23 protein-coding genes and 4 tRNA genes are annotated in these 26208 nt (G+C 38.6%); 26 read left to right on the forward strand and 1 reads right to left on the reverse strand.

Going from position 1 to position 26208, the window contains the following annotated elements:
• Window positions 1-58 precede the first annotated feature (58 nt).
• From ychF to rlmH, 22 genes are all read left to right on the forward strand, one after another.
• Window positions 59-1159 carry a redox-regulated ATPase YchF gene (ychF, locus tag J7E81_RS27190; RefSeq protein WP_215047307.1) on the forward strand — a complete coding sequence of 367 codons (1101 nt, stop codon included), beginning with the start codon at window positions 59-61 and terminating at the stop codon, window positions 1157-1159.
• A gap of 405 nt (window positions 1160-1564) precedes the next feature.
• A complete protein-coding gene (rpsF, locus tag J7E81_RS27195; protein ID WP_098530221.1) occupies window positions 1565-1852 on the forward strand; it encodes a 30S ribosomal protein S6 in 288 nt (95 codons plus the stop codon).
• A gap of 71 nt (window positions 1853-1923) precedes the next feature.
• Window positions 1924-2445 carry a single-stranded DNA-binding protein gene (ssb, locus tag J7E81_RS27200; RefSeq protein WP_144566168.1) on the forward strand — a complete coding sequence of 174 codons (522 nt, stop codon included), beginning with the start codon at window positions 1924-1926 and terminating at the stop codon, window positions 2443-2445.
• A gap of 51 nt (window positions 2446-2496) precedes the next feature.
• Entirely contained in the window at window positions 2497-2736 is a 240-nt protein-coding gene (rpsR, locus tag J7E81_RS27205; protein WP_007088219.1) for a 30S ribosomal protein S18, read from the forward strand.
• Between the two features lie 122 nt (window positions 2737-2858).
• On the forward strand, window positions 2859-3803 hold the full coding sequence (locus J7E81_RS27210) for a YybS family protein (protein ID WP_215047308.1): 945 nt from the start codon (window positions 2859-2861) through the stop codon (window positions 3801-3803).
• A 22-nt stretch (window positions 3804-3825) separates the two neighbouring features.
• Window positions 3826-5799 carry a DHH family phosphoesterase gene (locus tag J7E81_RS27215; protein WP_215047309.1) on the forward strand — a complete coding sequence of 658 codons (1974 nt, stop codon included), beginning with the start codon at window positions 3826-3828 and terminating at the stop codon, window positions 5797-5799.
• Window positions 5796-6245 carry a 50S ribosomal protein L9 gene (gene rplI, locus J7E81_RS27220; RefSeq protein ID WP_215047310.1) on the forward strand — a complete coding sequence of 150 codons (450 nt, stop codon included), beginning with the start codon at window positions 5796-5798 and terminating at the stop codon, window positions 6243-6245. Before J7E81_RS27215 ends, rplI begins: the two co-directional genes overlap by 4 nt.
• Before the next feature lie 158 nt (window positions 6246-6403).
• Window positions 6404-7756, forward strand: a complete 1353-nt coding sequence (gene dnaB, locus J7E81_RS27225; RefSeq protein WP_215047311.1) for a replicative DNA helicase — start codon at window positions 6404-6406, stop codon at window positions 7754-7756.
• A gap of 205 nt (window positions 7757-7961) precedes the next feature.
• Entirely contained in the window at window positions 7962-9254 is a 1293-nt protein-coding gene (locus J7E81_RS27230; protein WP_215047312.1) for an adenylosuccinate synthase, read from the forward strand.
• A gap of 268 nt (window positions 9255-9522) precedes the next feature.
• A tRNA-Lys gene (locus tag J7E81_RS27235) sits at window positions 9523-9598 on the forward strand.
• 15 nt (window positions 9599-9613) lie between these two features.
• Window positions 9614-9685: transfer RNA gene (locus tag J7E81_RS27240), tRNA-Glu, on the forward strand.
• Between the two features lie 66 nt (window positions 9686-9751).
• Window positions 9752-9828 (forward strand) — tRNA-Asp (locus J7E81_RS27245).
• A 5-nt stretch (window positions 9829-9833) separates the two neighbouring features.
• Window positions 9834-9906, forward strand: a tRNA-Phe gene (locus J7E81_RS27250).
• Between the two features lie 369 nt (window positions 9907-10275).
• A complete protein-coding gene (locus J7E81_RS27255; RefSeq protein WP_215047313.1) occupies window positions 10276-11724 on the forward strand; it encodes a M23 family metallopeptidase in 1449 nt (482 codons plus the stop codon).
• A 200-nt stretch (window positions 11725-11924) separates the two neighbouring features.
• Window positions 11925-12635, forward strand: coding sequence for a response regulator YycF (yycF, locus tag J7E81_RS27260; RefSeq protein ID WP_215047314.1), 711 nt, complete (start codon window positions 11925-11927; stop codon window positions 12633-12635).
• 7 nt (window positions 12636-12642) lie between these two features.
• Window positions 12643-14475 (forward strand): cell wall metabolism sensor histidine kinase WalK, encoded by a 1833-nt coding sequence (gene walK / locus J7E81_RS27265; RefSeq protein ID WP_215047315.1) that lies wholly within the window; start codon window positions 12643-12645, stop codon window positions 14473-14475.
• The gene (locus J7E81_RS27270; protein WP_215047316.1) at window positions 14472-15797 is read left to right on the forward strand and encodes a YycH family regulatory protein; all 1326 of its coding nucleotides are present in this window, start codon (window positions 14472-14474) and stop codon (window positions 15795-15797) included. Before walK ends, J7E81_RS27270 begins: the two co-directional genes overlap by 4 nt.
• Window positions 15784-16587 (forward strand): two-component system regulatory protein YycI, encoded by an 804-nt coding sequence (locus J7E81_RS27275; RefSeq protein WP_215047317.1) that lies wholly within the window; start codon window positions 15784-15786, stop codon window positions 16585-16587. The genes J7E81_RS27270 and J7E81_RS27275 overlap by 14 nt, the downstream gene beginning before the upstream one ends.
• A gap of 6 nt (window positions 16588-16593) precedes the next feature.
• A complete protein-coding gene (locus J7E81_RS27280; RefSeq protein ID WP_215047318.1) occupies window positions 16594-17388 on the forward strand; it encodes an MBL fold metallo-hydrolase in 795 nt (264 codons plus the stop codon).
• A 162-nt stretch (window positions 17389-17550) separates the two neighbouring features.
• Window positions 17551-18786: a S1C family serine protease gene (locus J7E81_RS27285; protein WP_215047319.1), complete on the forward strand. Its 1236-nt coding sequence runs from the start codon at window positions 17551-17553 to the stop codon at window positions 18784-18786.
• 134 nt (window positions 18787-18920) lie between these two features.
• Window positions 18921-19079, forward strand: coding sequence for a CxxH/CxxC protein (locus J7E81_RS27290; protein WP_215047320.1), 159 nt, complete (start codon window positions 18921-18923; stop codon window positions 19077-19079).
• Between the two features lie 101 nt (window positions 19080-19180).
• Window positions 19181-19660 carry a 23S rRNA (pseudouridine(1915)-N(3))-methyltransferase RlmH gene (gene rlmH, locus J7E81_RS27295; RefSeq protein ID WP_215047321.1) on the forward strand — a complete coding sequence of 160 codons (480 nt, stop codon included), beginning with the start codon at window positions 19181-19183 and terminating at the stop codon, window positions 19658-19660.
• Between the two features lie 228 nt (window positions 19661-19888).
• Here rlmH and J7E81_RS27300 read toward each other — a convergent pair whose 3' ends face one another.
• Entirely contained in the window at window positions 19889-21817 is a 1929-nt protein-coding gene (locus J7E81_RS27300) for a BglG family transcription antiterminator (RefSeq protein ID WP_215047322.1), read from the reverse strand.
• Between the two features lie 188 nt (window positions 21818-22005).
• Between J7E81_RS27300 and J7E81_RS27305 the strand changes: the two genes are divergently transcribed.
• From J7E81_RS27305 to J7E81_RS27320, 4 genes are read left to right on the forward strand one after another with little or no spacing between them, the layout of a single operon-like run.
• Window positions 22006-22323, forward strand: coding sequence for a PTS sugar transporter subunit IIB (locus tag J7E81_RS27305; RefSeq protein WP_215047323.1), 318 nt, complete (start codon window positions 22006-22008; stop codon window positions 22321-22323).
• A gap of 19 nt (window positions 22324-22342) precedes the next feature.
• Entirely contained in the window at window positions 22343-23575 is a 1233-nt protein-coding gene (locus J7E81_RS27310) for a PTS sugar transporter subunit IIC (RefSeq protein ID WP_215047324.1), read from the forward strand.
• A gap of 23 nt (window positions 23576-23598) precedes the next feature.
• Window positions 23599-23955, forward strand: a complete 357-nt coding sequence (locus tag J7E81_RS27315; protein WP_251028917.1) for a PTS sugar transporter subunit IIA — start codon at window positions 23599-23601, stop codon at window positions 23953-23955.
• Window positions 23956-24010: 55 nt separating this feature from the next.
• Window positions 24011-25432 (forward strand): glycoside hydrolase family 1 protein, encoded by a 1422-nt coding sequence (locus J7E81_RS27320; protein ID WP_215047325.1) that lies wholly within the window; start codon window positions 24011-24013, stop codon window positions 25430-25432.
• The last annotated feature ends 776 nt before the right edge of the window (window positions 25433-26208 follow it).

Here is a 26208-nt window from a genome sequence, read left to right on the forward strand (position 1 = left end):
TTTTAATATATAAAGAACTTATTTTTATATAGATACTTATTACTAGGAGTGAACGTGAATGGCTTTAACAGCTGGTATTGTCGGTTTGCCGAACGTTGGTAAGTCGACATTATTTAATGCAATAACACAAGCAGGAGCGGAATCAGCGAATTATCCTTTCTGTACGATTGACCCGAACGTAGGAATTGTTGAAGTACCTGACCATCGTCTGCAAAAATTAACGGAACTTGTGCAGCCAAAAAAGACGGTTCCAACGGCATTTGAATTTACCGATATTGCCGGGATTGTTAAAGGGGCTAGTAAAGGTGAAGGACTCGGAAATAAGTTTCTTTCACATATTCGCCAAGTAGATGCGATTTGTCAGGTAGTCCGCTGCTTTGCGGATGAAAACATCACCCACGTATCTGGTAAGGTAGATCCAATTGATGATATTGAAACGATTAACCTTGAGTTAATTCTTGCTGATATGGAATCAGTCGAAAAAAGAATTAGCCGTGTGGAAAAGTTGGCTAAGCAAAAAGATAAAGAAGCTGCAGCTGAATTTGAAGTCCTTGCGATGCTGCGCGATGCCTTTGAAGCTGAGAAGCCGGCTCGTACTATTGACTTTACCGATGAACAATTAAAACTAGTTAAGGGTCTTCACTTGTTAACGATTAAGCCGGTTTTATATGTTGCCAATGTGAGCGAAGATGATATTGCTGACCCAGCTGATAATGAATACGTACAAAAGGTACGTGAATTTGCGGCAAAAGATAATGCCGAAGTGATTGTCATTTGTGCCAAAATTGAAGAAGAAATCGCTGAGCTTGAAGGTGAAGAGAAGGCGATGTTCCTTTCTGAGTTAGGCATTGAAGAATCCGGATTAGATCAATTAATTCGTGCTGCATACAGCCTGCTGGGTTTAGCTACTTACTTCACAGCGGGTGTACAGGAAGTACGTGCCTGGACTTTCAGAAAAGGAATGAAAGCTCCGCAATGTGCCGGCGTTATTCATTCTGATTTTGAACGTGGATTTATTCGTGCGGAAACCGTTTCTTTTGATGATTTGTTAGCTGCTGGCAGCCATAATGCAGCAAAGGAAGCAGGAAAGGTCCGCTTAGAAGGTAAGGACTATGAAGTAAAAGACGGCGATGTTATCCATTTCCGCTTTAACGTATAAGTTATTTTTTGAGGCTGACCCAATAGGTGGATGATGAATAAATTATGCACACTATGTTGATTGGAGCGGAAGGCACGAAGACTCCTGCGGGAGTACGGGGCTAGGGAGACCCCGCAGGAGCGAAGCGACGAGGAGGCTCCCCGGACCGCCCGCGGAAAGCGAAGTGCCTGGAGCGGAAATCAACAGACCAGTTTAATGAATAAAAAAAAGAGGGTGCTTCTAAAAGTTATACTTTTGGGACACCTTCTTTTCATTAATTTAAAAGATTTAGGATGAATTAAATGGCAGAAACATGAACGTCATTGCATTTTCATTTATTATGTGCTATAATTTCAACTTGTGAGTAATTAATTAATTGCTCCTTGCCCATAACTGGGCCGTTTAGACCAAAAGGAGGTGACTGTGATGAATAAGTACGAAATCATGTACATCATCCGCCCAAATATTGAAGATGAAGCAAAGAAGGCTCTTGTTGAGCGTTTTAACACAATTCTTCTTGAAAACGGTGCGGAAACTGCTGAAACAAAAGATTGGGGTAAGCGCCGTCTAGCATACGAAATCAACGATTTCCGTGACGGATACTACGAAATCGCTAAAACTACATCTTCAGCTGCTGCAGTACAAGAATTTTCTCGTCTTGCAAAAATCAGCGAAGATATCATTCGCCATATCGTAATTAAAGAAGAAGCTTAAGAATTATATAGATTTCTTGGTAAAATTGTTCCACGTGGAACATATTTCCAAAAGAAAAGGAGTTGATTCTGATGATGAATCGTGTCGTGCTTGTAGGTCGTTTAACAAAAGATCCAGATTTGCGTTATACACCAAATGGGGTTCCTGTTGCTACTTTTACTTTAGCAGTTAACCGTCCATTTTCTAGTCAATCAGGTGAGCGGGAAGCAGACTTTATTAATTGTGTTGTTTGGCGTAAACCAGCTGAAAATGTGGCGAACTTCTTAAAAAAAGGCAGTCTTGCAGGTGTTGATGGCCGTATTCAAACGCGCAACTATGAGGGACAAGATGGTAAACGTGTTTACGTTACAGAGGTTCAAGCGGAAAGTGTTCAATTTCTAGAGCCTAAGTCCTCTTCTGGTGGTGGCGGAAGAAGCAATAACGATTATTATGGTGCTCCTCCTATGGAACCACAACAAGGTAATTCCTATGGCAGCGGCAATCAGAATCAACGTCCAAACCAAAATCAAAACAAAGGGTTTACTCGTATGGATGAAGATCCATTTGCGGGAACTGGCCAGATTGACATCTCTGATGACGATCTTCCATTCTAAAAAAGTAACCTTTTGATGGGTTTCATAAAATAAATAAAGGAGGGAATTTTCATGGCAGGAGGACGTAAAGGCGGTCGCGCAAAGCGTCGTAAAGTTTGCTATTTCACAGCAAATGGTATCACTCGCATCGATTATAAAGATGTAGATTTACTTAAAAAATTCATCTCTGAGCGTGGAAAAATTTTACCACGTCGTGTAACTGGTACTAGCGCTAAATATCAACGTAAACTAACAGTTGCAATCAAACGTGCACGTCAAATGGCATTACTACCATTCGTGGCTGGAGAATAATAAATTGTGTCTAAAAAGACAGTAAGGATTTCCCTTACTGTCTTTTTCTTTTCTCAATAGTTGTATCAAATCAAGTAAGTGGCTAAAATAAAGAGATAGATTTAATTGTAAGAGGTGTTGAAGTGAAAAATGTCCGTAACTTAACGGAAGGGGCTATTCTTTTAGCTGCCTTAACTATCTTTTTATTAATAACCATCTACATCCCGCCTTTAAGCATCATTAGTGTCTTTATTCTGCCGCTGCCTTTTATCATGTTTTCGGCCAAAAATGATCTGAAATATATCGCTGTTTTCTTTATCGCTGCCATTATTATTTCGTTTATTTCAAGTTCATTTCAAGGGCTGGGCTTGATGGTGCTTTTTGGGACTGCTGGTGCGGTCATGGGCTATATGACTCAAAAAACAAAAAGCCGTTCTGCTATTTTAATTGGAAGTACACTAACCTTTATTGTAGGTTTAATCATTTTTTATGTCGTGCTCGTCACTTTTATGAACATCAATTTTATCCAAGAAATGAATACAATGTTAAACCAATCAATGAAACAATCAGCGGCAATGTTGAAAGCATTGGGGAATGAAGAGCAAATTAAGCTGATGCAGGCGCAAACTGCCAACTTAATTAAAAACATTCAACAATTAGCGCCAGGATATCTAATAACTGTATCAATTGTCTATGCTTTTATTACCCAATGGATTTGTTTTCCTATTGCCAAAAGGTTTGGAATTACAGTTCCTTCTTGGGGGAAATTTAGAAATCTTAGACTGCCGAAAAGCCTTTTATGGTATTATTTAGCGGCATTAGGCGGATATTTGTTGTTTCATCCCCAAGACGGCACCTATCTATACCTAGCATTAATTAACGCGAGATTTGTATTGGAGCTATTTTTATTAATCCAAGGGTTAGCATGTTTATTTTATATTTTCTATCAGCGGTCCATTGGAAAAGGACTTGCAGTGTTCATTGTAATTCTATCTTTCATCCTGCCGATTGTTCATTATATAATAATGATATTAGGCATTACCGATTTAGGGTTTGATTTTAGAAATCGATTCGTAAAAAAAGAGTAAAAACGTCAAGGAGCTGAAGACTTTGCCTGCATTTTTTGAAAAGCGGTCAATTCGTTACCCTTTTTATGGGCTAATTGGCGTTACGGTGATTCTGCTTATCATCCTGTGGTTATATAATTGGATTTTAAGCACAGCGGGGTTCTTATTAATGTTAGTCCCCCTCTACTATATGTTAATCATTGACCGCAGAGAGCGAAAAGAGATGGAAGAATACATTTCCACCCTTTCCTACCGAGTGAAGAAGGTTGGCGAAGAAGCCCTGATGGAAATGCCAATCGGGATCATGCTGATCAACGAGGAGTATTATATTGAGTGGACGAATCCTTATCTTTCCTCCTGTTTTGATGAAACTACATTGGTAGGCAGATCCCTTTATGATGTTGCTGATGCGTTGATTCCTTTGATTAAACAAGAGGTGGAAACAGAAGTAATTACCCTTCATGAGCGGAAGTTCCGCGTTGTCCATAAACGTGAAGAACGGCTGTTATATTTCTTTGATGTCACCGAGCAAACTGAAATTGAAAAAAAATATCAAGATGATCGAACGGCTATTGCGACCATTTTTCTTGATAATTATGATGACCTGACCCAAGGCATGGATGATCAAATGCGCGGCAGCATTAATAATTTAGTTACTTCGATTTTAAATAAGTGGGCCCAGGATAATGGGATTTATTTGAAAAGAGTTTCATCTGAGCGTTTTATTGCCGTATTTAGCGAAAGAATTCTTCGCAGTCTTGAAAAAGGAAAATTCACAATCCTCGATGAAGTAAGAGAAATGACTTCTAAACAAAATGTCAGCTTCACCTTAAGCATCGGTGTGGGAACAGGCGTATCCTCCCTTCCAGAATTGGGTGCTATGGCCCAATCAAGCCTTGACCTGGCTTTAGGAAGAGGCGGAGATCAGGTGGCAATTAAACTGCCGAGCGGCAAAGTGAAGTTTTATGGCGGCAAAACGAACCCTGTTGAGAAACGGACAAGAGTGCGGGCACGGGTTATCTCACATGCCATCAGAGATTTGATTATTGCAAGTGATAAAGTCATTATTATGGGTCACAAGAATCCTGATATGGATTCAATTGGTTCAGGCATTGGGATTTACAAGGTAGCCCAAATGAACCAGAAGGAAGCCTATATCGTTGTTAATAAGCAGGAAATGGACAGCGGAGTAAAACGGTTAATGGAAGAGATACGCCACCAAGAAGAATTATATTCTTATTTCATTGAACCTGAACTCGCATTAGAAATTGCCACAGAAAAGACTTTACTTGTTGTTGTTGATACCCATAAGCCTTCCATGGTGATCGAGGAACGGTTATTAAATAAAATTGACCACGTGGTGGTAATTGACCATCACCGCCGTGGTGAAGATTTTATTTCAAACCCTTTACTTGTCTATATGGAACCATATGCTTCATCAACTGCAGAGCTTGTGACGGAATTTTTGGAATATCAGCCAAAACGGAGTAAAATTGAAATGATTGAGGCGACCGCTCTCTTAGCTGGAATCATTGTTGATACAAAAAGTTTTACATTAAGAACCGGTTCACGGACATTTGATGCAGCATCCTATCTTCGAGCGCATGGAGCCGATACGATCCTAGTTCAAAAGTTTTTGAAAGAGGACATTGATACCTATATAAAAAGGTCAAAGTTAATTGAATCGGTTTCGTTCTACCATGATGGGATAGCGATTGCTAAAGGCTCAGAACAAGACCAGTATGACCAAGTAATCATTGCCCAGGCAGCAGACACCTTATTAGCTATGGATGGGGTGAGCGGGTCCTTTGTGATCGCTAAAAGGGATGAGGGTGTAATCGCCATCAGTGCGAGATCGCTGGGAAATATCAATGTTCAGGTGATCATGGAAAGCCTGAAGGGCGGTGGCCATTTAACCAATGCAGCTACCCAGCTGACTGGACTGACGATTGACGAAACAGAGGTCCGATTAAAATTGGCCATTAATGAATATTTTGAAGGAGTGAAAAAAGAATGAAAGTTATTTTTTTAAAGGACGTTAAAGGAAAAGGAAAAAAGGGAGAAGTTAAAAACGTGGCGGATGGCTATGCTCATAACTTTTTAATTAAGCAAGGTTTGGCGATTGAGGCAAACAATGCCAATATCAGTTCACTTGATGCTCAAAAGAAAAAAGAAGAAAAAGCTGCGGCCGAGGAGCTTGCGGAGGCTAAAAAGCTGAAAGAAGTGTTAGATAAGATTACAGTTGAACTGAAAGCTAAGGCTGGCGAAGGCGGCAGACTCTTCGGTTCTATTACCACTAAGCAAGTTGCTGAAGAATTACAAAAGAAACATGGCATTAAAATTGATAAACGCAAAATGGAGTTAGATGATGCGATTCGGACTTTAGGACATACAAAGGTACCAGTAAGGCTCCATCATGAAGTAACAGCAACGTTAACGGTTTCAGTAACTGAAGTAAAATAAGGTGAAAAATTGCCAGTACGAAAGTAACAATAAACATGATAGAATAATATGTAGCAAATTTCTTGTGATCGGTTATAACTGGTCACTTTTTTCTTTCCGAGATATGATACTTTTAATATCGTTTTTAATTATCCTTCTAGACTAGGAGGTTTTGATAGATGAATGATGTATTAGCAGATCGTATGCCGCCGCAAAATATTGAGGCGGAACAGGCCGTGTTAGGAGCTATCTTTTTAGAGCCTTCTGCGCTTACTGTTGCATCAGAAATATTAATCCCTGAGGACTTTTATCGTGCCTCTCACCAAAAGATCTTTAATGTTATGCTGGATTTAAATGACCAAGGTAAAGCTGTTGACCTTGTGACCGTAACGGAGGAATTAGCTGCTGCCAAACTGATTGAGGATATTGGCGGTGTTAGTTACTTAAGTGAATTGTCTGGGTCTGTACCGACGGCTGCAAACATAGAATATTATGCTAGAATTGTAGAAGAGAAATCTCTTTTAAGAAGATTAATCCGGACAGCAACAAATATTGCTTCTGATGGATATTCTCGTGAAGACGAGGTTGAAGCACTTTTAAGTGAGGCAGAAAAAAGTATTATGGAAGTAGCACAACGAAAGAATGCTGGAGCTTTCCATAATATCAAAGATGTTCTTGTTCGTACGTATGATAATATTGAAGAAATGCATAATAGGGTTGGCGAGATTACTGGTATTTCAACTGGATTTGCTGAACTTGATCGAATGACAGCAGGATTCCAGCGCAATGATTTAATCATTGTAGGTGCCCGTCCTTCTGTAGGTAAAACAGCCTTTGCCTTGAATATTGCCGCCAATGTAGCTACAAAAACGAATGAAAATGTGGCTATTTTCAGTCTTGAGATGGGTGCTGAACAGCTCGTTATGCGTATGCTTTGTTCAGAAGGCAATATAGATGCACAACGGCTCCGGACTGGTTCGCTTACAGACGATGACTGGGGCAAGCTGACGATGGCTATGGGCAGCCTTTCAAACTCTGGGATATTTATCGATGATACTCCAGGGGTTAGAATTAGTGATATTCGTTCAAAGTGCCGCCGTCTTCAGCAAGAGCATGGTCTCGGCATGATATTGATTGACTACTTGCAGCTGATTTTAGGAAGCGGCAGATCGGGTGAAAACCGCCAGCAGGAAGTTTCTGAGATTTCCCGCTCTCTTAAGCAATTAGCCCGTGAACTTAAGGTCCCAGTTATTGCTCTTTCCCAGCTATCCCGTGGCGTTGAGCAACGTCAGGATAAGCGTCCGATGATGTCGGATATCCGTGAATCCGGTAGTATTGAGCAGGATGCTGATATTGTTGCGTTCTTATATCGTGATGACTACTATGATAAGGAATCCGAGAATAAAAATATTATAGAGATCATTATTGCTAAACAGCGTAACGGCCCGACCGGAACGGTAGCGTTAGCCTTTGTAAAGGAATATAATAAGTTCGTAAACTTGGAGACGCGTTATGAGCCTCCAGGTGCGTAGGTTGAAAGGCTAGCCCACTTTGGCTGGCCTTTTTTCTTGTTTATTTTACTGCTGCAAAAAGTGACTAGATAACTATAATAATATTTTACGAACATAATATTATAATTTTATTTAAATGTTCGTGTTTCGTTTGCTTTTAGACCTGAAAATTGATAAACTGGTGTATGGTAAATAGGAAAGCCCATTTAATTTGGAGGTGCCTTACATGTCATCAGTAGTAGTTGTTGGAACGCAATGGGGAGACGAGGGAAAAGGGAAAATAACCGATTTCCTTTCTGAGAATGCAGAAGTAATCGCACGTTATCAAGGCGGCAACAATGCTGGCCATACAATCAAATTTAACGGAGAAACTTACAAGTTACATTTAATACCATCTGGGATCTTTAATAAAGAAAAAATTAGTGTTATCGGTAACGGAATGGTTGTTGACCCGAAAGCACTTGTAGCAGAACTTGCTTATTTACATGAAAAGGGTGTGACTACGGATAATCTTCGGATTAGTAACCGTGCCCATGTCATCCTCCCTTATCATTTAAAATTAGATGAAGTGGAAGAATTACGTAAGGGTGCAAATAAAATCGGTACAACTAAAAAGGGAATTGGCCCTGCCTATATGGATAAAGCTGCCCGTGTTGGAATTCGGATTGCTGATTTGCTTGATCGTGAAATTTTTGAAGAAAAATTACAACAAAACCTTGAAGAGAAAAACCGCTTATTTGAACGGATTTATGAGACCGACGGCTTTAAAAAAGAAGATATCTTAGACGAATATTATGAATATGGGCAACAGATTCAGAAATATGTCTGTGATACGTCTGTTGTATTAAATGATGCTCTGGATGAAGGGAAACGTGTATTATTTGAAGGTGCCCAAGGGGTTATGCTTGATATTGACCAAGGTACCTACCCATTCGTTACCTCCTCAAATCCTGTTGCAGGTGGAGTAACGATTGGATCAGGTGTTGGTCCTTCTAAAATTACCCATGTAGTCGGTGTTTGTAAAGCCTATACCTCCCGCGTAGGTGATGGCCCATTCCCAACGGAATTAGATAATGAAATTGGAAACCGTATCCGTGAAGTAGGACGTGAATATGGTACAACCACAGGCCGTCCTCGTCGTGTCGGCTGGTTCGATAGCGTCGTTGTGCGCCATGCTCGCCGTGTTAGTGGTTTGACTGATTTATCCCTTAACTCAATTGATGTGTTAACAGGGATTGAAACGTTGAAAATTTGTACGGCTTATCGCTATAAGGATGAAGTTATTACTGAATATCCTGCAAATTTAAGGATTTTATCACAATGTGAGCCAATCTATGAGGAACTTCCAGGCTGGACTGAGGATATTACTGGTGTGAAATCATTGGATGAACTTCCTGTTAATGCCCGTCATTATGTAGAACGAGTAACACAGCTTACTGGAGTACCATTAACCACCTTCTCTGTCGGACCCGATCGTATGCAAACAAACGTCGTTCGCAGCCCATGGAGACAAATCTAATTAACAATGAAGCCCTCATTTGTGAGGGCTTCAAACTTTTTTGAAAAACATTAAAAAAAGTATTGCATTAATAATTACATCCATGATATATTAATAAGCGTCGTCACGATACGACAAAAAGTTACGAGCCATTAGCTCAGTTGGTAGAGCACGATCGAATAAGGTTCATTGAAACAGCATCAGGGCACACGCCGAGCTGCTGCTTGAATAAACTTACTGAGGCGTGGGCATCCGACGAAAATCAAGATTTAGGAAACTTCATGAGTACGAGCCATTAGCTCAGTTGGTAGAGCATCTGACTTTTAATCAGAGGGTCGAAGGTTCGAGTCCTTCATGGCTCACCATTTAAATCTAAACATGGCCCCTTGGTCAAGCGGTTAAGACACCTCCCTTTCACGGAGGTAACACGGGTTCGAGTCCCGTAGGGGTCATTGGCTTTTGATTGTCAGTGAGTGACTGGCAAGGACGGTTTCCTTGCTGATGATCAATTAAAATATGGTCTGGTAGTTCAGTTGGTTAGAATGCCTGCCTGTCACGCAGGAGGTCGCGGGTTCGAGTCCCGTCCAGACCGCCATAGTTGGCTCAGTAGCTCAGTCGGTAGAGCAAAGGACTGAAAATCCTTGTGTCGGCGGTTCGATTCCGTCCTGAGCCATAAAAAAAGAAGCTGCATCTGCAAGCTTCTTTTTTTATTTCTGCAAAGATCCTGTAGTTTCCCTCTTTTTTCATAAAACTTTTATGTGGATACCAGGGTGACTCTTGCCCTATTAAATTCATACATTATAAGGTTTTTTCTCCTAATCCTAGAAATAAACTCCCCCAATAACTTTGGGATAATAGACCTGGAATATGTCGTTAAAATGTGAAAAATGTCAGGTGTTATACATTTTTGTTACATTACTAAGACTATTAATCTTTCTAAAAAAAACTATGTTAAAGTAATAGAGGTCAAAAATATGGAAAATTCTTTATTAGACATACATAGCAGACTGAGAAGGGTTTTACCGTGGTTTAGGGGGAAAAAATGTTATTTTCAAATAGAGAAATTAAAAAAAATAAGTTTTTATGGCTAAAAACAACCGTCATTACGGCAATCGCTGCTTCAGTTGTTGCCTTTAGTAATGGACCTCTTGCTTTTGCCCTATCAGCAAATTCAACTAAAATCTACCATGTCTACCTTAATGGTACTTATGTAGGTAATGTTACTGATAAAAGTGTAGTGAACACGTTAATTGCTGAAAAAGTGGAGAACGCAAAGAAATTGTTTACAAGTTTTAACCTGAAGATTGAACCGCAAGTTCAATATATACCTGAACAAGTCTTGCACTCAACAGTCAATAATCAGGAAACAGTTCAAAAATTTAATGATATCTTCCAATTGGAGGCGGAATCTTCCGCCATTGTCATCGGTGGAACACCAATCGTTTATCTAGATAATAAAGACTCTGCTGAGGAAGTTATAAAAAAGCTCAAACAGCAATATGTTTCTGACGCACAGCTAACCGAACTAGAAGCACGAAAAAATCAAAAAGATGCAGCACTTCCACCATTACAAGAGAATGAAACACGTCTTTTAGATGTACGCTTATCAAAGGAAGAATCGATTGAGGAGAAAAATATTACCCCAGAGAAAATCATGAGCACTGAGGATGCCTTAGCTTATTTACAAAAGGGTACTTTAGAGGAAAAGAAGTATACGGTAGCAAAAGGCGATGCTCTTGAAACAATTGCTCATAATCATGGCTTAACAGTAGGAGAATTAATCACATTAAACCCTAGCTTGGCATCGGATAGTCTATTAAAGATTGGCCAGGAAATAAATGTTACAGCGATTAAACCGTTTGTTGAAGTAATCGTTGATAAGGAAGTCAATCAAAAAGAAACGATTCCATTTGCTAATCAAGTTGTGGAGGATTCCTCTATCCCAAAGGGGGAAACAAAAGAAAAACAAGCCGGACAAAATGGGTCGCGTTTGGTTACTTATCAAATTTCAGAACAAAACGGTGTAACAGTTAAAAAAGATCAGTCTGATGAGAAGATTCTCATCCAGCCTGTTACTCATATTGTTTTAAAAGGAACGAAAGTCATTCCTTCGCGCGGGGAGGGCAGCTTTGCCTGGCCGACTGTCGGCGGTTATATTTCAAGTAAGCAAGGGATGCGCTGGGGGAAAATGCATAAAGGAATAGATATCGCAAGACCTAGTAATAAGACCATTAAGGCGGCTGATAATGGCGTAGTTGTTTTTGCAGGCTGGAGCAATGGCTATGGAAACAAAGTTATTATTGATCACCACAATGGCTTCCGTACTCTATACGGACACATGTCTTCCTTAAATGTCAAAGCGGGACAAACGGTGTCAAAGGGTACAGCAATTGGAATTATGGGGGCAACTGGTGATGCAACCGGAGTCCATCTTCATTTTGAGGTTTATAAAAACGGAAGTCTAGTCAATCCGTTATCTTATATACATTAATGGTAAGAGTCTCTAGTTCATGGCTAGAGACTCTTCTATTTTGCTAAAAAAATAGTCAAAGAAGGTTATACCAATCCTGCCAAATGCTGATTATAGGTGAATTCTTACTTATAAAATGGTAAAGTAAAGTAGTATAGGTATGACTTCTAAAGGCTTTTAATTGAATAGATTAGATCAATTGAACAAAAAGGAGTAATGGTATGGAAAAGAAAATTCTTGTTGTGGATGATGAAAAACCAATTGCAGATATTTTACAATTTAACTTAAAAAAAGAAGGCTATGTCGTTTATTGTGCCTATGATGGCAATGAGGCGCTCCAATTAGTGGATGAAATTCAGCCTGACCTAATCCTCTTAGATATTATGCTTCCATTACGTGACGGGATGGAAGTTTGCCGTGAAGTCCGTAAGAAATATGAAATGCCTATTATTATGCTGACCGCTAAGGATTCAGAAATTGATAAAGTGTTAGGACTGGAATTAGGAGCGGATGATTACGTAACAAAGCCTTTTAGTACAAGGGAATTAATTGCCCGTGTCAAAGCAAACTTACGTCGTCATAATCAAATTATTGCACAGTCAGATGCTGAAAATGAAACGAATGAAATTGAGATTGGTTCGCTCGTGATACATCCAGATGCCTATGTGGTTTCAAAACGTGGCGAAACAATTGAACTAACTCATCGTGAATTTGAACTGCTTTATTACTTGGCACAGCATATTGGTCAAGTGATGACGAGGGAGCATTTACTGCAAACTGTATGGGGATACGACTATTATGGAGACGTACGAACCGTCGATGTAACAGTACGGCGATTACGTGAAAAAATTGAGGATAGCCCAAGCCATCCAACATGGATTGTCACTCGCCGCGGAGTTGGCTACTATTTACGCAATCCTGAACAGGAGTAATTAATTAATGAAAAAGGTTGGTTTCTTTCGCTCGATACATGTAAAGTTTGTTCTCATCTATGTCCTTCTTATCCTAGTAGCAATGCAAATTATCGGTGTTTACTTTGTCAAACAACTTGAACAAACATTGCGAACAAACTTTCAAACTTCGATTCAACAGCGGGTTGATCTACTTGCTTATAATGTGGTCGAGGAAATGAAAAAAGATAGAAAGCCAGAAGACCCGACACTTGAAGAGGATTTGAAGAAAGTTCTTAAGGACTTTGATGAAGGTGATAGTGATATTACAGAGGTCCAAGTGATTGAAAATCGTTCCTTAAAGATCCTTGGTACTTCTCAATCCAGTAACCAGGGACTTGTTGGTCAAAGGACCACAGTTCTTCAGGTAAAACAATCGATGGTTTTAGAAGAAAATCAAAGCTCCATTAAGATTGAACAAAAAACCGGGCATCGAATCTGGGTCCTCTCAACGCCTATTAAATCTGGTAAAAAAGTCATTGGGGCCATCTACCTTGTCGCAAAAATTGAAAATGTGTTTGAGCAAATGAAGACCATTAATAATATTTTTGCTACAGGTACAGCGATTGCCTTATCGATAACGGCGGTATTGGGAATTTTATTAGCCCAAACGATTACCCGGCCAATAGCGGATATGAAGAAACAAGCACTTGCTATGGCCAAGGGGAACTTCTCTCGGAAGGTAAAGGTATATGGCCAGGATGAAATAGGAACGCTTGCAGTTACCTTTAACCACTTGACGAAAAAATTGCAGGAAGCCCAGGCGATGACGGAAGGGGAACGTAGAAAGCTATCCTCCGTCCTGTCCTATATGACAGATGGGGTTATTGCGACAGACCGCAAAGGCCGTGTCATTTTAATTAATGATCCTGCAGCAGAAATGCTGAATGTTTCACGTGAAACAGTTTTATCTCAACCGATTGTTGAATTACTGGACTTGGATGATACGAACACATTTGAAGACCTCTTGGAGGAAAATGAGTCATTGATTTTAGACTATAGTACAAAAGCAGAGCGCTATATACTAAGAGCTAATTTCTCTATTATCCAAAAGGAGACAGGTTTCGTTAATGGTTTGATTGCCGTTTTACATGATATCACAGACCAAGAAAAGATTGACGCTGAAAGAAGAGAATTTGTGGCCAATGTTTCACATGAATTAAGGACACCTCTCACCACGATGCGCAGTTATTTAGAGGCACTTGCAGATGGTGCATGGCAAGACCCAGAAATTGCCCCTAATTTCTTAGAAGTAACGCGGACCGAGACAGAAAGAATGATTCGTCTTGTCAATGACCTTCTACAATTATCAAAAATGGATAGCACTGATTACAAGTTAACGAAGGAATGGGTAAACTTTGTCGACTTCTACAACAACATTATTGATCGGTTTGAAATGTCAAAGGAGCAGAACGTTACCTTTAAACGTAAGCTTCCGAAACAGGCGATCTTTGTGGAAGTAGATGAGGATAAAATGACCCAGGTCTTATACAATATTATTTCTAACGCCTTAAAGTATTCTCCTGAAGGCGGACAGGTTACTTTTTCGATAAAAGAAAAAGAGGATAAGATTATTGTCAGCGTATCGGACCAAGGAGTAGGAATTCCAAAAGAGAATATTGGAAAAATCTTTGATCGTTTTTACCGGGTGGATAAAGCAAGAACTCGTAAATTGGGCGGAACAGGTTTAGGACTCGCGATTGCTCAGGAAATGGTTAAGGCTCATGGCGGATCGATTTGGGCAACAAGTGAAGAAGGTAAAGGGACAAAGATATCCTTTTCCCTGCCATATGAACGTTCTGAAGAGGATGAATGGTCATGAGATATGAAAATATAAAATCAGGAATTTTAACCGTTTTGGTCTTGGTAAGTCTGCTGCTCACTTGGAATCTTTGGACTTACCAGCCCAACTATGACAAGATGGAAAAAAGTAAAACAGTAGCAGAGGTAACAGTAGATAAAAAACAAGATGTAACAAAAATAGTAAGGCCTGACCAGGTATTATTTCATGTGAAAGGGCAGCACTACGGAACTAGTAATCCTGATGAATTGGATAAGTTAATGAAAGAAATAAGCAGCTGGACCATTTCTGATGTGAAAAACTATACCGAAAAGGCCGGGAATTTGGACAGTTTTATCCATGGCAGCGGCAATGCTGAACTCGTCTTCCCTGGGGACATTCCGATTGAGTTATATCTAAGTGTTTTAAATATTGAAGGTAAGAAAATTCCTCCCTTCAATTTTAATCGGATTATTATAAATGTTAATGAGTTAGATAATGGGAATGGCAGTGTTTATTTTGCCTCTACTGAAACGGGACAAATTTATGTAAGTCGTATTTCCTCGGCTAATTTAAATGAGTTTAATCGGGATTACTATAAAAATGCGGCTCGTTATCCAAAGTTTTTTGCCTATAAGTCTTCTGATAAACGCAGCATTTATCTGCCAGAGGCTAAAGTAAAAATGACTACCTATAAGTATTTACCTGTAACGCTTAATTCTGATGAATTTAAAGATGCCCTTTTTGACGATCCAAGTTTCGTTCAAAGGAGCTCTATTCCTCATGGTGAGGAATTTACGAATGACTCAAGTAAAATGACGGTTAACTATGATAGTAACATTTTGCAATACATCAATCCGACACCAGAAGACAGCTTTGTAGATAGCTCCTACGATTTGGTCAAGAGAAGTATTGATTTTGTTAATGAACATGGAGGCTGGACAGATTCGTTTCGTTATGTTTCTAAAAGTGAATCTAAACGCTCGGTTACGTTTCGATTATATAGTACGGATGGCTATCCTATCTTTAATAATAATGGATTATCTGAAATGACCGAGGAGTGGGGACGCGATGAGATTAATAAATATGTCCGTCCGAATATTACCTTAGATCTTCCCTTAACAACAGAAATGCAAACTGTTACTCCTCCTTCAGGACATGAAATCTTAGCCATTTTACAAAGTAATAAGAACTTTAAGCCGGAGCTTCTCGAAGAATTAGTCCTTGGCTATCAAATGGTTAGGAGTTCGGATGAAAATAAACTGATTCTCTTAGAACCTGCTTGGTTTTATCGGTATAACAAATCTTGGGGGCAAATTATGCTGAGTGACCTGGGAGGAGGTTCTGTAGATGGATTGGAGTAAAATTAAAACCATTTTTATCATTACTTTTTTAATATTAGACGTGTATCTCTTATTCCAATTTATGAAAATGCGTGATGCTAATAATTACGAAGTGATAACCCCAACTTCCTTTGAAGATAAATTGAAGGCAGATGAGATTACGTATGTGGAGCTTCCGAAAGCCCCGATTAAAGACCAATATCTAAGTGCAAAGCCAAAGACGTTTACAAAAGGGGATATGTCAAAATTAAAAGGACAGAAGGTCTTATCAACGGAACCGACTTCGACTCTCTCTGTCATGCTTGATAAACCGATTCAGCTAAGTTCTAAATTTGAACCAGCAGATATTGCCTCTTTTATAAAAGCAGGAATCCTTTACGGTGATCATTATCAATTTTGGGAGAAGGATGATAAGAAACATACGATTACCTATTTTCAACAATACGATAATTACCCCTTTTATGAAAATATTAATGGGATGATTACATTTAATGTAAATGAGGAAAACCAGATTACTTCCTATCAGCAAACCTATTTAGAGGAAATTGAAAAGCTGACGGCCAAGGAAGAAATTCTTCCGCCGTTAAAGGCGATTGAGACCTTGCATCAAAAGGGCGCCTTAAAACCAAAAAGTAAAATAACGAAGATTGAGCTTGGCTATTCAACACTCATTCAGCTGGCTGCATCGCAAGTATTAGCCCCAACGTGGCACTTTGTGGTGAATGATAAGGAGAGCTTGTTTGTCAATGCGTTTGAAGGGCAGATTATTGAGTTTAATAGTGATAGTGAGGAAAATAGTAAAGTGGAGTGAAAAAGTATGTCGTTACGATATAGTATCCTAGCAAGCGGCAGTACGGGAAACGCCTTGTTTGTAGAATCTGATGAGCATTCCTTTTTGGTTGATGCCGGCTTCAGCGGAAAACAGATGGAATCCCTTTTTGGACAGATTGATCGTGATATCAGCAAGCTTTCCGGCATCTTTGTCACACATGAGCACAGTGACCATATCAAGGGAATTGGTGTCCTCGCCCGTAAATATCATTTGCCTGTGTATGCAAATGAAAAGACATGGCGGGCCATGGAAAGTTCAGTAGGCGTAATTCCTACAGAGCAAAAGTTTGTCTTTAATATGGAAACCGTAAAAAGTTTTGGTTCAACAGATATCGAGTCTTTTGGTGTATCCCATGATGCAGCAGAGCCAATGTTTTATGTGTTTCATCAGTCGGGAAAAAAACTGGTGCTGATCACGGATACGGGCTATGTAAGTGACCGGATGAAGGGGACAATCTCTAATGCGGATGTGTACATCTTTGAATCGAATCATGATGTACAAATGCTGCGGATGGGCAGATATCCGTGGAATATTAAGCGTCGGATCTTAAGTGATGTGGGGCATGTTTCCAATGAAGATGCCGCCCTCGCCATGAGTGATGTAGTAGGTGACCGGACGAAACGGGTCTATCTCGCCCATTTGAGCCTTGATAATAATATGAAGGACCTTGCGAAAATGGCGGTTGCACAAACATTAGAAAGCCGCGGTCTAATGGTTGGTGAACAATTTGAACTTTATGATACAGATCCAAAAACCCCAACGATTTTAACAGCGGTATAATGAATGAATGGAGGCCATAAAGGTCTCTATTTTTTTTAAGTTTAAAGTTCGCAAAAACAACAAATACGGAAATAGCTTAGTAATTTTAGGAAGAATGATTATAATTATAAGTGGTATATACAAAATAATAACTAGCACTTTTCGAAGAAGGGAATGGTGTAAATGGGCTATTATGACGATCATACACAGGGACGCTATCGGGAGCAGAGCAGTAAAAGAGGCGGTGTATTACTAGCAAGCCTGGTTGGAGCAATAATTGGGGCAATCCTAGTGATTATTGCCATCCCAACTTTATCAAAGCAAGGAGTATTGCCTTATAAACTAACAGCGGACCAAAATCAGGCAGCAGAAACAAATAATCATGATAACCAGCAGAATGTAGTTGAAAAGGTTTCCTATGATGTGAATACCAACACGACAAAGGCTGTTGAAAAAGCAGGAGCAGCAGTCGTCGGTATTAATAACATCCAATCTTCTAGCTTTTGGTCTGGTAACGGCGATTCATCAGAAGAGGCTGCGGGGACGGGATCGGGAGTTATCTATAAAAAAGCAGGCAATAAAGCATATGTTGTCACAAACCACCATGTTGTTGAGGGGGCTGCCAGTCTAGAAGTAAGCCTGGATGACGGAACCAAGATTGCTGCTAATCTGCTTGGCAGTGATATATGGACAGACCTAGCTGTTCTTGAAATTGATGCAAGTAAGATTAAAAAAGTAGCGGAATTCGGAAATTCTGACAGTCTGAAGTTGGGGGAACCGGTTATAGCCATCGGAAACCCGCTTGGGGCGACATTTTCTGGTTCCGTAACGCAAGGAATTATTTCTGGTCTAAAACGGACCATTCCTGTCGATATCAACCAGGACGGTGTGGTCGATTGGCAGTCTGAGGTATTACAAACAGATGCCGCGATTAACCCTGGTAACAGTGGCGGTGCGTTAATCAATATGGAAGGTCAAGTGATCGGGATTAATTCAATGAAAATTTCTCAGGAGGCTGTTGAAGGAATTGGTCTCTCCATCCCCATCAATTCCGCTAAACCTATTATTGATGACCTTGAGCAGTTTGGTGTTGTTAAACGTCCATATATGGGTGTTGATCTAAAGTCGATTAGTGAAATTCCTGCGTACTATCAAGCGCAAACATTAAAATTACCACGTGATGTCAATTATGGTGTCGCACTTCGCCAGGTAATGCCTAATTCACCAGCTTCCGAGGCGGGTTTACAAGAGCTGGATGTGATTGTGGAAATGGATGGAGAAAAAATTAATGATGTGATCGACCTGCGTAAACATTTATATCAGAAAAAGAAAATTGGCGAAAAGTTAAAGGTGAAGTATTATCGTCAAGGAAAGCTAAAGGAAACTACTTTAACATTGTCAGGTGAAAAACTGGAGTAATCACACATTGTGGGAAAGTGAGCCATTCACTTTCCCGTTTTTATTTGTATGGTATGATAAATGAGGTTAAAAGTATGATGGCTGTGAGAAGGGTAAAAATAATGATAATGATTTAGTGAAAGCGAGGAGAAAAGATGATTTATAGCTGTGAGGAGCATGTGGACATTGCTTTAGATGATATTGTGGATAAATATCAAACATATCCAGTTTTATCACAATTGCCTGTGGATAATTCAAACGCAGGTTGTGAATATTGCGAAAAACAAGCTGTATATATGGTGGCGAACAAATGATTCCATACAAGATGTGGATAAAAAATGTGAATATGTGGATAACTTCTGTGGATATCTTGTTTGTAAGCTGTTTGTAATTTAGTTGAAAAGGGTTGTGGATTGTGAATATCTCGATCATAACGGTTGGTAAGCTAAAAGAGAAATATTTACGGCAGGGTATCGAGGAATATTTAAAAAGATTAACTGCCTATGCAAAAGTTGAAATGGTAGAGGTTGCCGATGAAAAGGCTCCTGAGGAATTAAGTGAACTGGAAATGCTGCAAGTGAAGCAAAAAGAAGGCGAACGGATTTTAGCTAAGATTAGCCAAGATACCTATGTGATTGCATTAGCAATTCAAGGAAAATTGCAATCATCGGCGGAGCTGGCTAAAAACTTAGATCAATTAGCTACATATGGAAAAAGTAAGGTAGCCTTTGTGATCGGGGGATCGCTTGGTTTAAGTGATGAGGTGATTAAAAGGTCAAATGAACAGCTGTCTTTTTCAAGGATGACCTTCCCCCATCAATTAATGAGGCTGATTCTAGTGGAACAGATTTATCGGGCGTATAGAATTAATCGGAATGAACCTTACCATAAATAGAGGCAGTTTTTTTACAAAAATTTCTCTGAATCGTACCAAAGGTAAAAGATTTATATATCGAAATCTATTCCTATTTTGGAAATGGAGATTGAATAGTAAATTAAGTGTAAAAAAGGAGCCAGTTTTGTTTCGTAAAACGAGGCTCCTTTTTTCATTTAATTTAAATTTTTATTAATTTCATTATATTTTTGGATGCCTATTAAAATTCCTAAGCTAAAAGTGTTATGTTCAATCATCCATTAATGATAAAAGGCTATTTATAAACTCATCATAATTTTTAGATTTTAATAGCAGATAGACATTTTCCGGTTCTGATAATATTTTGATAAAACTATCATAGATATCTCGAAAAATGCTTCGTTCATCCTTATTTAGGGCAATTAGCGCTATAATTTGTATGGAATTGTTTCCCCAATTAACAGGCTTGTCATTTAGTACAATCGAAATAGCAGACTTTAATGCGTTCATATGCATCGAATGGGGCACCGCAACATTATTATTAAACGAAGTAGAAGACATGGTTTCCCTTTCGATTATATCGTCAATGGACCCTATTTCGATAAAGCCTAATTGCACCATCTTAACTCCAATGAACCGAATCATCTCAAACTCATCATTTAGGTAAATATTCTGTTGAAACAGGTGGGGGTCGAATAGGCTGATTAAATGATTTTTCAGCTTTATACGACTTCGCCTTTTATTAATTTTTGTTATACTGTGCTGTATCGTTTGAATATCCTCATCTAAAATAAATGGATTAATACTAACTAATTCATAACCCATCAATTTTGGAATTTGAATGGTCGTTATAATTAGGTCAGTGTTTATTTGTTCCATTTCAATATCGACATCGGTAATGACTATGCTAATTTCAATTTGGTCTCCGAGAGAATGGTCAAGTCTTTTTAACATCGGAATATGCATATTGTAATACTCTGGGCAAATAACAGTGCAGGTAATTTTATTTTCCAGCGTTTTTTGACGTTCTAGAAAGGCACCGATGTGAAAAGCAATATAAGCAATCTCGTCCTCATTTATTTGTATGTGTTCCTTTTTTTGTATCTGATTCGAAATAAAAACTGCCAAATCGTATATCAATGGATAGGACGATTTAATCTGTTTAGTCAATGGGTTTTTTGACAAATAATTATGCCTTGCTCTGTTGATTAAATTGCGAATATGTAGCGTAAATTTAATTAAAAATTCATCATCATAAATATCTACTAAATAATAATCTTTTACTTTTTGAATGATTTCATTTACTAAATTAATGTAGCGTTGCTCAATATATTCATTGAGATTATCCTTATTAAGGCTGTCATAGCTCAGGATCGTAGTTTTACTAATTAAAAGAATCGTTAAGTAATAAAGCTCCGCTCCGTCAAAAGTTACACCAAAATTTGCTTTAATTAATTTGGCAATACCTGATGCTGCCTTATACTCCTTCGTTTTGGTCAATGTCTTTATGTTTTCCTCAGATACAGTACTGTGCTGATGTATACGTTTCGTTGCAATCACTATATGGAGCAAAATGTTGCCGATTGTGTACTCATTAACAAAAAGATCATAGGAGGCCAGTACTTTGATAAGCTCCTCCTTGAAGTCTTTTAAATTATAACCAAAAGCTGATTGAATACTGTCTACATGCAAAAATTGTTCCTTTGTTTCTTCATGAAAAATATGACTCATGAGCTTCCGTTTATCTTTTTCCAAACCATTTAAAATAATTAAATCTCCGTTACGTTTGAAGGATAAGTTGAATTGCGCCAATAGACCTTTAGCCTTTTTTAAATCACCCTCAATAGTAGAGGTACTTACATAAATATCTTCACTCAGGTCAAATATATCCATACCCTCGGAATAGGTTATGGATTGCTTTAATAGATAATAAAGCCGTTCAAGCGGTTTCAGTCCGTCAGGTGTTTCTTTCTGCTCCTCCTGCTGTTGCATCTCATAGTAAACACTCTCATTTAATCTATAGCCAAGATTAGAGGACATAATCAAAACAGATGGAGAGGTGGTTTCATTTATTTCATTTACATATTTACGAATGCTTCGGCTGGACACAGAGAATTGCTTCGCCAAAATATCTGCCTTTACCCAATCATTCTTATTTAATAAAAATTGAATAACCGCTTTTTCTCTCTCCCTTTTCATGACTCAGAACCTCCAGAGCTTATTTATCGTTAGTTTTCCACTTTATAGTATAAAAAAACAAATAATAAAATTATAGTTGAAAAAGTTCCTACCCCTAGGAACTTTTTCAACTTGAGCGGAAAGATACTAAAGTAGGAGAATTACATCAGGAAGATTAATTCAATCTTACTTCATAGGAGGAATTTAAAATGACTGAAAAAAATATCTTATTAATTTGTGGTGGCGGTGCTTCAAGTGGATTTATGGCTCAAAACATCCGAAAGGCAGCAAAAAAAAGAAATGTTGAACTAAACGTAATGGCAAGAAGTGAGTCTGAAGTAGATGAATATTTGAATGAAATTAATGCTCTGTTAATCGGACCGCATCTGCAATATATGGAGGAGGATTTAAAATTGAAGGTTAAACCTTATAACATTCCGGCTGTGGTCATCCCTCAGACTATTTATGGCCTTTTGGACGGAAACAAAGGTCTAGACCTTATTTTGGAACTGCTTGACGAAAAATAAATAGAATGGAGGTTATTCCATGAATACGTTTATTAATTGGATGAACCAAAACTTTACGCCAAAAATGAATAAAATAACGAGAAATGTATGGGTTTCATCCATCCAGGATGCCCTCATGGCGATTCTGCCGTTGATTTTGGTTGGATCGCTGATTACACTGATTTCAATCCTGAATAATTACTTTTCGAAAATGCCTGATTTTTCACCAATCACGACCTTTTCATTCGGACTTATTAGTATTTTTGTTGCACTTTTAACTCCCTATTTCATTATGGAAAAAAAGAAAAAGAACGACAGAAAAATAATCTCGGGTTTAACAGGTGTTTCCTTGTTTTTAATGTTACTTATGCCTAAGCTCACAACGGATGGCGGGATTACCTTTACACTTGAGCGATTTGGTGGGAACGGCATGTTTGTTGCACTTATCGTAGGTCTTCTCGTGGGTGCGGTAATGTTTCTATTCACCAAGGTATCCTTTTTTAAAAATTCCAGTTCTTTACCTGATTTTATCATTGTTTGGTTTGATACAATTATACCGGTAACTCTCTTATTGCTTGTAGGATGGCTGTTCGCGTTCCAAATGCATATCGATTTGTATAATTTAATTTTAAAACTTTTCCAACCGCTTTCATTAATTGCGCAAAGCTTTGTTGGGTTTGTCTTAATCACATTCATTGGTATTTTCCTCTATTCATTCGGAATTAGCGCTTGGGTATTGTACCCAATTATGTATCCCGTTTGGTTAGAAGGTATTCAAGCAAATACCAAAGCATTGGAACAGGGGCTACAGCCTCATAATATCCATACATTTGAATCCCTTATGGGCTGGGTATGGGTTGGCGGCATGGGAACAACACTTCCATTGGTGCTAATGATGTTATTTTTTGCAAAGTCTAATCAATTAAAAGCAATTAGTAAGGTAACGATTACTCCAGCGATATTCAATATTAACGAACCTGTCATTTTTGGTGCTCCAGTAGCATTTAACCCAATATTAATGATTCCAATGTGGTTAAATGGACTGATTATTCCGGCTATAACTTACATTGTTTTGAGTTTAGGATGGGTTACAATTCCTGCAAAACTATTACAGCTATGGTATTTGCCTGTTGGGATTTCTACCTTTCTGGTTAACTCAGACTTAAGAGGATTACTATTATTAGTTGTAATAATAGTAGTATCATGGTTGATTTGGTTCCCGTTCTTTAAGGTTTATGACCTACAATTGTTTAAAAAGGAACAGGAAGAATAGAACTAAAAGTGGAGGATTATATAATGAACGACAACAGCTTGAGAGACAATGATATGACTGAAGTATCTATGATCATAATCATGAATGCCGGAGATGCAAGATTGATTATAAAGGAAGCACTAGATTATGTTGCAGGTTGTGATTTTGAAATGGCCAAAGAGAAGCTAACAGAAGCAAAAAAGAAAATCACTGCTGCTCACTCTGCCCAGACAGAAACTATACAGGGAGAAGCACGTGGTGAGAAGGTTGTATTCTCCCTCTTGTTTGCCCATGCTCAAGACACATTAATGACAATAATGAGTGAGTGGAATACAGCTAATCATATTGTCCGTTTATTTGAAGTGTACGATCAACGTTTGAGAAAGCTTGAAGAAAGATAGTTACTATGGAAAATGCCAGGTATAGTCTGGCATTTTCCTTTAGGAGGAAAGGATCATGAAATATAAAGATTCTATAGCATTTCCGGAGGATTTTTTCTGGGCAGCCGCGACGGCAGCTTACCAGTTTGAAGGTGCCCATTTGGAGGATGGCAAATCTTTATCCATTGTTGATAAGAATATCAATCCTAATTATGCCGATACAAGTGTTACATCAAATCATTATCATAAGTTCAAAGAGGATGTAGCACTCATGAAAGAGCTAGGAATGAAGGCCTACCGCTTTTCAATCTCATGGCCTCGTATTTTGCCAAATGGCCGTGGAGAGGTGAATGAAAAGGGAGTTAATTTTTATAAAAGGCTTATAAATGAATTACGGGAGAATGGGATTGAACCATTAGTAACCATCTACCACTTTGATTTACCTGTTTGCCTTCAAGAAAAATACGGAGGTTGGTCTTCCAGAAAGATTATTGACGAGTTTGCCTACTTTTGTAAGGTTTTGTTTGAGCAATTTGGTGAAGAGGTCAAATACTGGTTTACGATTAACGAACAAAGCAATATGTTTCTTCTGCCATATTTGATGGAATTTAATAAAGAATCGCCTTTGGAAAAGCAAAAATATGAAATGAATCATATTATGACACTTGCACATGCAAAGGCCATTCACTTGTGCCGGGAAATGATTCCTAATGCGAAGATTGGACCAGCCATTGGGCTTTCACCAAATTATCCAGAGACTTGCAGACCTGAAGATGTCCAAGCAGCCCGTGAAGCCGATGATTTCCGAACCTATTTGTTTACCGATTTATATATGCATGGCAAGTATCGGGATAATGTTTGGAGATACATGGAGGAAAACGGTGTAACGCCCACTATCGAGGATGGAGATATGGAACTTCTTCAATCGGCAAAGCCTGACTTTTTAGGAATTAATTATTACCAAAGCAGGGTTGTAAAATTTGCTCCAGAAACGATGGAGAATAAAGATATGAGTATCAATATGAATGGTAAAAAAGGTGAGACTGAGTTTGAAGTGGTTCCGGGTATTTACCAGGGAAGTTCAAACCCATATGTAGAAAAAACAGATTGGGATTGGGAAATCGATGCAATTGGACTTCGTACACTGTTGAATGAATTGAATGATCGTTATCAAATTCCAATCATTATTACAGAAAATGGCATTGGTGCCGTTGATTTGTTAACAGAGGATGAAAAAGTACATGATCAGTACCGAATAGATTATCTGAAAATACACCTTGAACAGTGCCGTTTAGCCATCGGCGATGGTGTCCAATTATTTGGTTATTGCCCATGGTCGTACATGGATTTATTAAGCACAACCAGCGGATTTAGAAAACGATATGGATTTGTCTACGTTAATAGAACTGATGATGACAATATGGATCTACGAAGAATCAAAAAAGATAGTTTTTATTGGTATCAAGAGGTTATTCACTCCAATGGACAAAAGCTCTAAAGGAATATGAGGAATTGGATATGGTAGAAAAGACATTTATAGTTATTCGGAATAAAACTGTACTGAATTTTAGGGAGTTCAGTCTTGAAGTACAAATATAAATAAGTATATGGAAAAGGTATGCGAGATTGTGAATATTTTGCATACCTTTTTGTTGTTCTATCAAAGGTTTATATCCATCAATTGTAGCCTTGTTATAGCCTATTTTTATAAGTGAAAAATCATCAACTATTGATGCTGCTGAAATAGTACGTCTGCACTATGCACGTGGTGAAATTTCATTTGAAAAATTTCAAACCATTTTAAGAGATATGAGGGGAACTGCAACAGGTCTTTTTAATGAAAATACCGATTTTATGGTATTCTAGTCTTTGGTATTTGGAAATACATGAATTCCTTTATATTATGTATTTTTGCAAAAAGCTGCAGGTTAAACAGGTGCTGTGAACCTTACCACAAATAGAGGCAGTTTAATAATCGGACAAGGAAAAGCAAAAAAGTCAAGATCGTGTCTGAAGTCGAGCCAACATTGGACAAGGCAAAGCCAAAAGAGCGAGGTTGTGTTTAAAGTCGAACCAACTTCGGACAAGGCAAAGGCAAAAGAGCGAGGTTGGGTCCGAAGACGAACCAACTTCGGACAAGGAAGAGCCAAAAGAGCGAGGTTGTGTCTGAAGACGAAGCAACTTCAGACCAGGAAGAGCCAAAAGAGCGAGGTTGTGTCCGAAGATGAACCAATTTCAGACAAGGCAAAGGCAAAAGAGTGAGGTTGTGTCCGA

Origin of the sequence: Bacillus sp. ISL-18, assembly GCF_018613415.1 — a bacterium.
GTDB lineage: Bacteria > Bacillota > Bacilli > Bacillales > Cytobacillaceae > Neobacillus.